The sequence below is a fragment of the Streptomyces lydicus genome, assembly GCF_000717345.1.
GTDB lineage: Bacteria > Actinomycetota > Actinomycetes > Streptomycetales > Streptomycetaceae > Streptomyces > Streptomyces lydicus.
Window position 1 is genome coordinate 130,443 of sequence record NZ_JNZA01000011.1, and the last position, 12,447, is coordinate 142,889.

The 12,447-nt window shown below is 72.5% G+C and carries 12 protein-coding genes; 4 read left to right on the forward strand and 8 right to left on the reverse strand.

From position 1 onward, the window contains the following. Positions 1-283 precede the first annotated feature (283 nt). Complete coding sequence (locus OO62_RS12345) at positions 284-844, reverse strand: hypothetical protein (protein WP_033267384.1); 561 nt, start codon at positions 842-844, stop codon at positions 284-286. A 108-nt stretch (positions 845-952) separates the two neighbouring features. Further along, on the reverse strand, positions 953-1,891 hold the full coding sequence (miaA, locus tag OO62_RS12350) for a tRNA (adenosine(37)-N6)-dimethylallyltransferase MiaA (protein WP_033267385.1): 939 nt from the start codon (positions 1,889-1,891) through the stop codon (positions 953-955). A gap of 251 nt (positions 1,892-2,142) precedes the next feature. Here miaA and OO62_RS12355 point away from each other — a divergent pair, with 251 nt between their 5' ends. Then, on the forward strand, positions 2,143-2,502 hold the full coding sequence (locus tag OO62_RS12355; RefSeq protein ID WP_228332549.1) for a hypothetical protein: 360 nt from the start codon (positions 2,143-2,145) through the stop codon (positions 2,500-2,502). Between the two features lie 88 nt (positions 2,503-2,590). Here OO62_RS12355 and OO62_RS12360 read toward each other — a convergent pair whose 3' ends face one another. Beyond that, positions 2,591-3,301 carry a class III extradiol dioxygenase subunit B-like domain-containing protein gene (locus tag OO62_RS12360; RefSeq protein ID WP_033267387.1) on the reverse strand — a complete coding sequence of 237 codons (711 nt, stop codon included), beginning with the start codon at positions 3,299-3,301 and terminating at the stop codon, positions 2,591-2,593. A 77-nt stretch (positions 3,302-3,378) separates the two neighbouring features. Further along, positions 3,379-4,899: a tRNA (N6-isopentenyl adenosine(37)-C2)-methylthiotransferase MiaB gene (gene miaB, locus OO62_RS12365; protein ID WP_078617133.1), complete on the reverse strand. Its 1,521-nt coding sequence runs from the start codon at positions 4,897-4,899 to the stop codon at positions 3,379-3,381. A gap of 251 nt (positions 4,900-5,150) precedes the next feature. Between miaB and OO62_RS12370 the strand changes: the two genes are divergently transcribed. Next, on the forward strand, positions 5,151-6,146 hold the full coding sequence (locus tag OO62_RS12370; RefSeq protein ID WP_033267389.1) for a TAXI family TRAP transporter solute-binding subunit: 996 nt from the start codon (positions 5,151-5,153) through the stop codon (positions 6,144-6,146). Between the two features lie 99 nt (positions 6,147-6,245). Here OO62_RS12370 and OO62_RS12375 read toward each other — a convergent pair whose 3' ends face one another. From OO62_RS12375 to OO62_RS12390, 4 genes are all read right to left on the reverse strand, one after another. After that, positions 6,246-7,622, reverse strand: a complete 1,377-nt coding sequence (locus OO62_RS12375) for a DEAD/DEAH box helicase (RefSeq protein WP_051733042.1) — start codon at positions 7,620-7,622, stop codon at positions 6,246-6,248. Positions 7,623-7,778: 156 nt separating this feature from the next. Further along, positions 7,779-7,982, reverse strand: a complete 204-nt coding sequence (locus tag OO62_RS12380) for a cold-shock protein (RefSeq protein WP_033267390.1) — start codon at positions 7,980-7,982, stop codon at positions 7,779-7,781. Positions 7,983-8,181: 199 nt separating this feature from the next. After that, entirely contained in the window at positions 8,182-9,594 is a 1,413-nt protein-coding gene (locus tag OO62_RS12385) for a sensor histidine kinase (protein WP_033267391.1), read from the reverse strand. 16 nt (positions 9,595-9,610) lie between these two features. After that, entirely contained in the window at positions 9,611-10,351 is a 741-nt protein-coding gene (locus tag OO62_RS12390; RefSeq protein ID WP_033267392.1) for a response regulator transcription factor, read from the reverse strand. Positions 10,352-10,633: 282 nt separating this feature from the next. Here OO62_RS12390 and OO62_RS12395 point away from each other — a divergent pair, with 282 nt between their 5' ends. After that, the gene (locus tag OO62_RS12395) at positions 10,634-11,419 is read left to right on the forward strand and encodes an amino acid ABC transporter ATP-binding protein (protein ID WP_033267393.1); all 786 of its coding nucleotides are present in this window, start codon (positions 10,634-10,636) and stop codon (positions 11,417-11,419) included. Between the two features lie 56 nt (positions 11,420-11,475). Continuing rightward, complete coding sequence (locus tag OO62_RS12400; protein ID WP_033267433.1) at positions 11,476-12,387, forward strand: glutamate ABC transporter substrate-binding protein; 912 nt, start codon at positions 11,476-11,478, stop codon at positions 12,385-12,387. Positions 12,388-12,447: the final 60 nt, after the last annotated feature.

A 12,447-nucleotide genomic window follows, 5' to 3' on the forward strand; every position in this document is an offset into this window, starting at 1 on the left:
GCCGACGACAAGGGGGGCCGGCTGGGACCCGGGCCTTGGAGGCGGGGGGCCGTAGTCGGATGCGCGGCCGTAGGCGGGGGCGCGGCCGTAGGCGGGGGCGCGGCCGTCGCCGGGTGCGCTCATGTACCCGCCCACCCCCCGAAGGGGGGTGGGCGGCGGGGAAAAAACAGCAGGTATCAGGTACGCCTGCGCCGCGCAGTGGGGGACGCCCCGGGCGGCCCCGGGCGGCCCCGGACATCCCAGGCTGACCAGCGCAGCCGCACCGCGACGCTCGGGCCCGGCCTCAGCGGAGGCGGGCCACCCGCCAGATGGCGAGGGAGGCGGGGACGGCGACCACCAGGGCGTACACGAGGACCACGCGCCAGCTGGCGCGGCGGCCGGAACCGCGGGCCGGGAGGCCGGGCCAGGTGTGGCCGACGCGGCGGGCGGCCATCATGCCCCAGCCGGCGGCGCAGCAGCACAGCAGCAGGCCGAGCATCGCGATCACCGCGCCCCCGTCGCCGCCGAACTCGAAGGCGAGGGGGAAGGCGAACATCAGCGAGCCGACGGCGGCGAGGCCGACGATCGGCGCGAGCTGCCACAGCCTCAGCCGGCGCGGCGGGCGCAGCTCCCGGAAGGACTCGCCGCCTTCACCGGGCCCGACAGGTCCGACGGTGCCGTCGGTCACGAGGTCGGGTGCGTCGGAGTCGTCCAGGGTGTCCGGCGCGGTGAGCGGTCCCGGGCCGGGGCGGTCCGCGCCGGTGCCGGGCAGGCCGTCCTGGGTGTCCGGGCCGTCGTCGGACAGCGGTGCCGTGTCAGCGCCGTTGTCCGGTCGCTGGGCTCTGTTGCGAGGGCCGGCCTCCATTGCCACGCGCCCTCCCCACTGCAGACTGCACGCCTCGATCGAAGGTCGATGATGACACGCTCTCAGCGGCCCTGATGACGGCCGGAGCGTCCCGATGCCATGACGTGATCAGGCTGTGACCGCTCGTTCGAGCAACGCCAGCGCCTGCCTGGGAAGTTCCGCCCGCCGGTCGGCCGCGCCGCTGAGCCAGTGGACCCGCGGATCCCGGCGGAACCACGAATCCTGACGGCGCGCGAAGCGCTTGGTGGCGCGTACCGTCTCGTCCCGCGCCTCCTGTTCGGTGCACTCCCCCGCCAGCTGGGCGAGCACCTGCTGGTAGCCGAGCGCCCGGGAGGCCGTACGGCCCTCGCGGAGTCCCTCGGCCTCCAGACGGCGCACCTCATCGACCAGGCCCGCCTCCCACATCCGATCCACCCGCCGCGCGATCCGCTCGTCGAGCTCGGGGCGCTCCACGTCGACGCCGATCTGCAGGGTGTCGTAGACCGCCTCGTGGCCTGGGAGGTTGGCGGTGAAGGGGCGGCCGGTGATCTCGATGACCTCCAGGGCGCGCACGATGCGGCGGCCGTTGCCGGTCAGGATCGCGCGGGCCGCCTCGGGGTCGGCGGCGGCCAGCCGGGCGTGCAGCGCGCCGCTGCCGTGTTCCGCCAGCTCGGCCTCCAGGCGAGCACGTACCTCCGGGTCGGTGCCGGGGAAGTCGAGGGCGTCGATGGCACCGCGCACGTACAGGCCGGAGCCGCCGACCAGGACGGGGGTGCGGCCCTCGGCGAGCAGCCGGTCGATCTCGGCGCGGGCCAGCTGCTGGTACTCGGCGACGCTGGCGGCGCGGGTCACGTCCCAGATGTCGAGGAGGCGGTGCGGTACGCCCTGCTGTTCCTCGGGGGTGAGCTTGGCGGTGCCGATGTCCATGCCTCTGTAGAGCTGCATGGAGTCGGCGTTGATGACCTCGCCGCCCAGGTGTTGTGCGAGCGCGACGCCCAGATCGGACTTTCCGGCCGCGGTGGGGCCGACGACGGCGATGACCCGCGGAGCGGGAACAGCGGTGTTCACCCCGTCAGTCTCGCAAACATCACGCGCCCATCTCGAACGAGCGACGTGACGGGCTACCGATGAGGTCGTTGCCTGTTGCGAGGTCCCGAGAGAGCCGGTGCATCACCGGCGCCCGTGGGCGGCGCAACGGTCCGCTCCGGACGGCCTGGGATTTCGCCCACATGAAGAGCGTAGGAGCAGTTATGGGCGTGTTTTCGCGTTTTCGTCGCCGTAAGGACGAAGCGTCGACAGAGGAGAGTGCCGCTGCGACGGTGACGGCCGAGGCGGAGAAGCCGGCGGAGTCCCCGGAGTCGGCGGAGTCGGCCGCTGCGGCGGACGCCGGGAGCGCCGAGCAGGCCGAGGGCGCTGAGACGGGCGAGAAGGGCGAGAAGGCGCCGGAGAGCGGCTCGGTGCAGGAGGGCGATGCTTCCGCGGCGGCCGAAGAGGGGGAGACGGCGGCGCCTGAGGCATCCGGTGACGCGCCCGCGGACACCACCGCCGAGCCGGCCGCGGCGGACGCCGACGGCGCGCCGCGCGCGGAGCAGCCCCCCGCGGAGAACGCCGGCATCCCCCGGCAGCAGTCGGCGCAGGCCGCGGCGGACAGCGAGTCCGGCGAGGGCGCGCGGCAGTAGTACGGCGCACCGTGCAGGAGTGGCGATCGGCCGCGGGGTGGCTCACCCCGCGGCCGCTGCCACATCCGGGGGCCCGCGGCCGGTTCCGCTAGGACCAGGTGGCCACGAAGTAGCCCACGCCGTACGGGGCCTCGTCGCGCAGCAGCCGGCCGGTCAGGTCCGCGTCCTCGGCGGCGCCGGTCAGGACCTGCCAGCAGGCTCGTCCGGACGCCTGGAGATCAGCCGCCAGGGTCGCGTCGAGTGCGCGCAGCGCGGGGAGGTCGGCGGTTCCCAGGGCGCGGGCGGCCGCGGCGTCGAAGCCCTCGGCCCGTTCGTCGAAGTAGCCGGGAGCCTTGACCGTTCGGCAGGCGCTCCCGTCGCCCATCACCAGCAGGGCCACCCGCGGTGCGGACGCGGCCAGCTCCCGGCCGAGCGGCAGGCACCGTTCGAGGGGCAGCGGCTGCGCCACGCCCAGTCCCTCCACCGGAGCGTCGTCCCAGTCCGCGCGGGACAGCAGCCAGGCGCCGACGGCCAGCGAGGAAGGCAGCTCGCGCTCGGGCGTCTCCTCGGCCGCGCCCAAGGACACGTCGAGGTCCACACCGAAGCCGCGGAACGAGCCGGGGGCGCCCTGCGGGTGCGGGCCCTGGCCGGCCCGGTCGGCCGGGCCGACGACGACCAGCCGGTCGGGGCGGGCCGCGGCGAGCACGCCGATCGCGTCCAGGCATGCGGCGCGCAGCCCGTCCAGCTCGGGTGCGGCGCCGGCGGCCACCTCCGGTACGAGCAGGGGCGGGCAGGGGCAGAGGGCGGCGGCTACGAGCATGCCACGCAGCGTAACGCCCCTGGTCCGTAACCCTGCTACGGGTGCGGTCGCGACCGCAGGTCAGGCGCCACCGCGGGTCAGTCGCAGCCGCAGCCGGCCGCGGGTGCCGGGGTCGGCGCCGGGGCGCCGATGGTGGGCAGGCCCAGCAGCACGCCCTGGGGCTTCTCCGCCGGGGCGGCGTTGCGCTTCTCCCAGGCGTCGCCGGCGCGGGTGCGGCGGACGGCCTTGGCCGGGCCCTCGGCGAGGAGGTGGTGCGGGGCGGCGTAGGTGACCTCGACGGTCACCACGTCACCGGGCCGGACCGGCTCGTCGGGGCGCGTGAAGTGCACCAGGCGGTTGTCGGGCGCCCGGCCGGACAGCCGCCGGGTCGCGTCGTCCTTGCGGCCTTCGCCCTCGGCGACCAGGACCTCCAGCGTGCGGCCGACCTGCTTCTTGTTCTCCTCCCAGGAGATCTCCTCCTGGAGGGCGACCAGGCGCTCGTAGCGGGCCTGCACGACCGCCTTGGGGATCTGGTCGGCCATCTCGGCCGCCGGCGTACCGGGGCGCTTGGAGTACTGGAAGGTGAATGCCTGGGCGAAGCGGGACTCGCGGACCGTGTGCAGGGTCTGCTCGAAGTCCTCCTCCGTCTCGCCCGGGAAGCCGACGATGATGTCGGTGGAGATGGCGGCGTCCGGCATGGCGGCGCGCACCTTCTCGATGATGCCGAGGAAGCGCTCCTGCCGGTAAGAGCGGCGCATCGCCTTCAGGACGCGGTCGGAGCCGGACTGCAGCGGCATGTGCAGCTGGTGCATCACGTTCGGGGTCTCGGCCATGGCGGCGATGACGTCGTCGGTGAAGTCGCGCGGGTGCGGGGAGGTGAAGCGGACCCGCTCCAGGCCCTCGATCTTCCCGCAGGCGCGCAGCAGCTTGCTGAACGCCTCACGGTCGCCGATGTCGGAGCCGTAGGCGTTGACGTTCTGCCCGAGCAGGGTGATCTCGCTGACGCCCTCGGCGACCAGCGCCTCGACCTCGGCGAGGATGTCGCCGGGCCGGCGGTCCTTCTCCTTGCCGCGCAGCGCCGGGACGATGCAGAACGTACAGGTGTTGTTGCAGCCCACGGAGATGGAGACCCAGGCCGCGTAGGCGCTCTCGCGGCGGGTGGGCAGCGTCGAGGGGAACGCCTCCAGCGACTCGGCGATCTCGACCTGCGCCTCCTCCTGGACGCGGGCGCGCTCCAGGAGGACCGGCAGCTTGCCGATGTTGTGCGTACCGAAGACCACGTCGACCCAGGGGGCCTTCTTGACGATGGTGTCGCGGTCCTTCTGGGCGAGGCAGCCGCCCACCGCGATCTGCATGCCGGGGCGCGCGGCCTTCTTCGGGGCGAGCTGCCCGAGGTTGCCGTAGAGGCGGTTGTCGGCGTTCTCGCGCACCGCGCAGGTGTTGAAGACGACGACGTCGGCGCCCTCTCCTCCCTTGGGCGCGGGGACGTATCCGGCCTCCTCCAGCAGCCCGGACAGCCGCTCGGAGTCATGGACGTTCATCTGGCACCCGTAGGTGCGGATCTCATAGGTCTTGCTCTGCTGAACGCCCACTGCCTGGCTCCGGTCGCTGCTGGTCATACGACAAGGGTAGGCGGTTCCGGGGAACGCTCCGGCCCCCGTGTGAGCGTCCGGTCCGAGGGCGGGGAGAGCGGGGGCGGGCGGGAGCCACCCTGTGTGGGGGCGGTGGACACGGTGCGCGACCGGCGGGGCGGGGCAGCGCCGTTGGGCGGCGGGCCCGGCCGCGGGATGCGGTCGCCGGGCGGTGCCGCCCGACGGAGAAGTGCCCCCGCCCCTCCCCTCCGCGCCACCGTGCTGGCAGGATCCCGCCCATGGTCACAGCACTCCCCCGCACCGGCCGCCGGGCCCTCCGGGCGGCGACCGCCGCACTGGCCGTCCTGGGGACGGCCCTGTGGTGGCTGCTGTCCACGGGCAACGAGCCCGCGCCGCGCGGTCAGGTGACGCTGGCGACCGGGGTACCGACCGGGGTGTACGCGCGCTACGGGGAGCTGCTCAAGCAGGACCTGGCGCACGACCTGCCGACGGTGGACCTGCGGCTGACCCGCAGCGAGGGGTCCATCGACAACCTGCGCCAACTGGTCGCCGGGCGCGCCCAGTTCACCATCGCGACGGCGGACGCGGTCGCCGCGTACAAGGTCCGGGGCGAGCCGGGCGCGGACCGGCTGCGGGCCTGCGCGCGGCTGTACGACGACTACATGCAACTGGTGGTGCCGAAGGGCTCCGACGTGCGCTCGACGAAGGATCTGCGGCGGCTGCGGGTCGGGGTGGGGGCCGACGGCTCCGGCGTGCAGCTGATCACCCGGCGGCTGTTGGAGGCGGCCGGGCTGGACTTCGACAGGGACATCGAGCCGGTGCGGGTCGGCATCGACCGGATGCCGACGCTGCTGCGGCAGGGCAAGCTCGACGCCTTCTTCTGGTCGGGCGGGCTGCCGACGACGGCGGTGCAGCGGCTGGCGCAGCGCTTCCCGGTGCGGCTGGTCCAGCTCGGTGACCTGACCGAGGGTCTGCATCGGCAGGGCGAGCGCACCCGCTACTACCGGGCCGCGGTGATGCCCGCCGATGCCTATCCGCGGGCCCAGGACGGCCAGGCGGTGAAGACGATCGCGGTGGCGAACCTGCTGGTCACGACGGACCGCGAGGACGCCGCGCTGACCCAGGGCATCACCCGGAGCGTGATCGACAGCCGGGACCGGATCGGGCGGCAGGTGCACGCCGCGCAGAAGGTGGACCTGCGGACGGCGGTGTTCACCGATCCGCTCCCGCTGCACGAGGGCGCCCGGCGCTACTACCTGTCGGTGAAGCCCTGAACCGGGCCGCACCCCTGTGTCTCCATCCCTGGGCCGGGCCGCGTGTGCGTGCGGGCCTTGGCCCGGCCTCGCGCTCCCGCGCCCGGCCGGGCCTCGGCGTCAGGCGCGCGGTGCCCCGGCGCCGCTGCGGGCCGGGCGGCTGCGGCGGGGACGGCGGCGCCGGCCCGCGGCGCCTCCCCCGCCGGCGCCGGACCGGGCGTCCGAGGCGGGCGACGGGGCCTGCGCGGCGAGCACGACCGGCACCCCGCTCGGGGTCCGCGCGCCGGTGATCCGCACCAGCTCGGCGTCGCCCGGCCGCACGTTCGCGGTACCCGGAGTGATCTTCGCCTGGCGCATCAGCCGGGTCATCTCGCGGCGTTCGCCCGGCGTGACCAGGGTGACGACGGTGCCGGACTCACCGGCCCGCGCGGTGCGGCCGCCGCGGTGCAGGTAGTCCTTGGCCTCGGTCGGCGGATCGACGTTGACGACCAGGTCGAGGCCGTCGATGTGGATGCCGCGCGCGGCGACGTTGGTGGCGATCAGCGCCTCGGCCTGGCCGGTGCGGAACTGCTCCAGGGTGCGGGTGCGCTGCGGCTGGCTCTTGGCGCCGTGCAGCGCCGCGGCGCGCACGCCCTGGGCGAGCAGGTGCTTGGTGAGCCGGTCCGCGCCGCGCTTGGTGTCCACGAACATGATCACGCGTCCCTCGCGGGCGGCGATCTCGGTGACGGTGGCCCGCTTGTCGGCGTCGTCGACGTACAGGACGTGGTGGTCCATGGTCGTGACGGCCCCGGCCGACGGGTCGACGGAGTGGGTGACCGGATCGGTCAGGAAGCGGCGCACGAGCTTGTCGACGTTGCGGTCGAGGGTCGCCGAGAACAGCATCCGCTGGCCGTTCGGGTCGACCTTCTCCATCAGCCGGGTGACCTGCGGGAGGAAGCCCATGTCGGTCATCTGGTCGGCCTCGTCGAGGACCGTGACGGCGACCTCGTCGAGCTTGCAGGCCCGCCGGTCCAGCAGGTCGGCGAGCCGGCCTGGCGTGGCCACGAGCACCTCGGTGCCCTTGCGCAGCGTCTCGATCTGCCGGTTGATCGAGGTGCCGCCGACGACGGTGGCGGTCCGCAGCCCCAGCGCGGTGGCGTAGGGCGCCAGCGCGTCGGTGACCTGGCCGGCCAGCTCGCGGGTGGGCACCAGCACCAGCGCCAGCGGGCGCTTGCTCACCGCCCGCTTGCCCGCCGTGCGGTTGAGCAGCGCGAGGCCGAAGGCGAGGGTCTTGCCGGAGCCGGTCTGCCCGCGGCCGAGCACATCACGGCCGGCGAGGGTTTCCGGCAGGGTCGCGGCCTGGATGGGGAACGGCCGGGTGACACCCTGCGCACGCAGCGCGGTCAGGAGGGCCGGTGCCAGCGGCAGCTCGTCGAAGGAGCCGGCGGGCGTGGGGGTGGACGTCGGGGTGGACGTCCGCGGGGCGGCGCTCGGTCGCGATGCGGTCGCTCGGGTCACTGAAAGCCCTTCGAGGGGAGGGAGCGGTGGGGTGGTGCGGTTCCGCGCTCTCCCGAGGGCGACACCCGGTTTGCCGGGGAGACGGGGAGGCGGTGCATACGGGACGGGGCCCGCACCGGCTGGCCGGTACGGGCCCCGTCCACGGGACGCAAGGCGTCAGGCGGGGATGATGTTCTCCGCCTGCGGGCCCTTCGGGCCCTGGGTCACGTCGAACGTGACCTTCTGGCCCTCGAGGAGCTCACGGAAGCCCTGAGCCTGGATGTTCGAGTAGTGGGCGAAGACGTCGGGGCCGCCGCCGTCCTGCTCGATGAAGCCGAAGCCCTTTTCCGAGTTGAACCACTTGACGGTGCCGGAAGCCATGATTTTCTCCTTCATGGGGCAAACGGGAGACCACACCGCGTGGCCTCCATGTCGCCGAGATGATTGCCCCACACCGGAAAATTCCGGAAAAACAAGGAACGCCCGGGGCTACCAGCCTCCGGGCGCACACAAAGTTCATGGGTACCACAACTGCAACGTCATCGACGGTACCACAGGTGTCCGGGTGTCGGGCGGCCGCTCATGGGGCGGTGCGCGGCACCGTGACGGTGACCTTCAGACCGTGCGGCGGGTGCGGCGCGTAGGCGATGGTCGCACCGCCCGCGGCGAGCAGCGCGCGGGTGATCGACAGTCCCAGCCCCGAGCCGGAGACGTTCTGATGGCGGCCGCTGCGCCAGAAACGGTCGCCGACGCGGGCGAGTTCGTCGTCCGTCAGGCCGGGGCCGCGGTCCGCCACGGTGATCACCACGTGTTCGCCGTGCGGCGCCACCTCCACCGTGACCGGCTGGTCGGCCGGGGTGAACTTCAGGGCGTTGTCGACGACGGCGTCCAGCGCGCTGGAGAGGGCGACCGGATCGACCCAGCCGGTCACCGCGCTCTGCCCCTCGTAGCTGAGACGGACGCCCTTGTCGTCGGCCATCGGGCGCCAGGAGCCGACGCGTTCGGCGGCCAGCGCGGCGACGTCGGTGAGCTGGAGGTCGGCGGCGGTGTGCTCGGCGAGCGCGAGGTCGAGCAGGTCGTCGAGGACCCGGGCCAGCCGCTTGCCCTCGGTGCGGACCGAGGCGATCTCCTCGTTGCCCTCGGGGAGTTCGAGGGCCAGCAGCTCGATCCGCAGCAGCAGCGCGGACAGCGGGTTGCGCAGCTGGTGGGAGGCGTCCGCGACGAAGGCGCGCTGCTGCTCCAGGACCTCCTCGACGTTGTCGGCCATCTCGTTGAACGAGCGGGCCAGCCGGCGCAGTTCGGGCGGGCCCGCGGTACCGGCCACCCGGGACTTCAGCCGGCCGGTGGCGATGTCGTGGCTGGCCGCGTCCAGGACCCGTACGGGCCGCAGCACCCAGCCGGTGAGGCGGATGGCGGCGGCCACCGCGACCAGCATCGCCGCGCACTCGCCGGCCGCGATCAGCAGCCAGCCGTGCAGGATGCGCGAACGCATCTGCCCGGTGGGCGAGTCGGTGACCACGACGGCGACCACGTCGCCGTCGCGGATGACCGGGGAGGCGACCGGGATCCGGCCGTCGTCGTCCCAGGGCCAGATCTGGTGCGGATCATGGCTGCGGCGGCCGGCCAGCGCCTCACTGAAGGCCCGCGCGCCCTCACTGTCCCGGGGCACCGGCAGGTCGTGCGGGGCGGCGGCCATCGGAGTGTGGTCACGGTAGAAGACGCCCGCGCGGATGCCGTACAGGCCGTAGTAGCGGGCGAGTTCGGCGTCGAGGGTGGCGCGCCGCTCGTCCTCCTCGGGCGTCTTGTCGTGGACGTCCGCGGGGCGCGCGGTGACGAACTGGGCGAGGGAGGCGAAGCGGGCAGCGTCGTCGATCCGGTCGACGACCACCTTCTGCTGCTCCACACCGGCCGTGATGACGCCCAGCGGCAGGCCGAGGGCGAGCAGCACACCGGCCATGAGGACGATGAGGAGCGGGAGGAGTCGGGTGCGCACGTGCCGGCGGCGGCCTTCAGGAGGCCGGGGCGGCGGGCCGGACGGGTGCCGCCGGGACGACCAGGCGGTAGCCGACGCCCCGCACGGTCTCGATCAGGGCGGGCATCCGCAGTTTGGCCCGGAGCGAGGCGATGTGCACCTCCAGCGTCCGGCCGGTGCCCTCCCAGCTCGTCCGCCACACCTCGCTGATGATCTGCTCCCGGCGGAAGACCACCCCGGGGCGCTGGGCGAGCAGCGCCAGCAGATCGAACTCCTTGCGGGTGAGCGGGACGGTGGCGCCGTCCACGGACACCTGGCGCGTGGGGAGTTCGACGGTCACCGCGCCCAGCCGCAGCGCGTCGTCGGCGCCGCTCTCCTCGTCCGGCTGATCGCCGCCGCGGTCCGCCGGGGACACCGTGCGCCGGCTCACCGCGTGGATACGGGCCAGCAGTTCGCCGGTGTCGTACGGCTTGACGACGTAGTCGTCCGCGCCCAGATTGAGGCCGTGGATGCGGGAGCGCACGTCGGACCGCGCCGTCACCATGATCACCGGGGTGGCGCAGAGCTTGCGTATCCGGCCGCACACCTCGAAACCGTCCTGGTCGGGCAGCCCGAGGTCGAGCAGCACCACCGAGAAGGGCTCGGCGTCATCGGGCAGCAGCGCCTTGAGCGCCTCCTCGCCGCTGCGGGCGTGGACCACGGCCAGGCCGTGCCGGGCGAGCACCGCGGACAGGGCCGCGGCGACATGATCGTCGTCCTCGACGAGCAGCAGTCTCATCGGCCCTCCTCCCTGGGTGCGTGCGTACGGGCCACAGGGCATCTACGGCGATGGGAGGCGTGCGCGTCAAGAGGCGGCCACCTCCGGGCCGCCATCCGTTACCCAGCCGGTACGCCGACGGCACCGCTCCGCCGCCCCGCGCCCCCGTCCCCCACCGCGGGTCACGCAGAGTTTTCCGCTGCGACCAGATCGTTATGCTCAATTTCCCCTCAGATGTAATGACGCTGGTCGAAGCGTCTCACTAGGGTCCTCCCCAACCGAGGAGGACGGAGCTGTACGCCGATGAGCGAAGTATCGGTGACCAAGAACGCCGAGGGCCCCGCGCACGCCGGGGACCAGCTGGTCGTGCTGGACAACGTGAACAAGCACTTCGGCGCGCTGCACGTGCTCCAGGACATCGACCTGACGATCAACCGGGGTGAGGTCGTCGTCGTGATCGGGCCCTCGGGTTCCGGCAAGTCGACGCTCTGCCGCACGATCAACCGCCTGGAGACCATCGACTCCGGCACCATCACCATCGACGGCAAGCCGCTGCCGCAGGAAGGCCGCGAGCTCGCCAAGCTCCGCGCCGATGTGGGCATGGTCTTCCAGTCCTTCAACCTCTTCGCGCACAAGACGGTGCTCGAGAACGTGATGCTGGGGCAGACCAAGGTCCGCAAGACGGACAAGGCGGCCGCCGAGCAGAAGGCCCGCGCCCTGCTCGACCGGGTCGGCGTCGGCACCCAGGCGGACAAGTACCCCGCACAGCTCTCCGGAGGCCAGCAGCAGCGCGTGGCGATCGCCCGCGCCCTGGCGATGGACCCGAAGGTGATGCTGTTCGACGAGCCGACCTCCGCGCTGGACCCGGAGATGATCAACGAGGTGCTGGACACGATGCAGCAGCTCGCCCGGGACGGCATGACGATGGTCGTGGTCACCCACGAGATGGGCTTCGCGCGCTCCGCGGCGAACCGGGTCGTCTTCATGGCGGACGGACGCATCATCGAAGAGGCCGAGCCGAACCAGTTCTTCAACAACCCGCGCAGCGACCGCGCCAAGGACTTCCTGTCGAAGATCCTTCACCACTGAGGCCGCAGTTGGGCCACGATGATTGCCAACACTTGTTGAACCAAAGGATGTTCACCATGAGGATGCTCAAGACGGCTGCGGCCGGTGCGGTGGTGCTCGCGCTGGCGGCTACGGCCACCGCGTGCGGCGGCGATTCGGGTACGGCGGGCGACAAGCCGGCCGGCGGCGATGTCTACAGCGGCACGTACAAGGTCGCCACGAACGTCAAGGTCGACTCCGCTGTGCTGAAGAAGGCGCAGAAGGCCAAGAAGATCGTCATCGGTGTCAAGGCCGACCAGCCGTTCCTGGGCTTCAAGGACCCGGCCACCGGCAAGTACTCCGGGTTCGACATCGAGATCGCCAAGATGGTCGCGGCCGACCTGGGCTTCTCCGAGAAGCAGATCGAGTTCCAGACCGTTGACTCCAACGTCCGTGAGACCAAGATCTCCAAGGGCGATGTCGACTTTTACGTCGGTACGTACACCATCAACGACGAGCGCAAGAAGCAGGTCGGCTTCGCGGGCCCGTACTACACGGCCGGCGCGGACCTCCTGGTGCGCAAGGACGACAAGGCCATCACCGGACCGGAGACCCTCAAGGGCAAGAAGGTCTGCTCGATCGCCGGCTCCACGCCGCTGCAGGAGATCAAGAAGCCGAAGTACGGCGCCCAGACCACCGAGCTCTCCAAGTACTCGGACTGTGTGAAGTACCTCCTCGACGGCCAGGTCGACGCCGTCACCACCGACGACGCGATCCTCAAGGGCTACGCCGCCCAGCGTCCCGAGAAGCTGCGGGTGGTGGAGAAGCCCTTCACCAAGGAGCCCTACGGCGTCGGCATGAACAAGGACGACAAGGCGCTGCGTGACGCGATCACCAAGGCGCTGGAGAACCACATCAAGAACAACGACTACAAGAAGGCGTACGAAGGCACGCTCGGCAAGTCCGGGTCGAAGTACGTCGCCCCGGAGACGCCGCTGCCGACGTACTGAGGCATCGCGCACCAACCGGACCGCGCCGCCCCGTACGCCCGCCGCGGCGGGTGTGCGGGG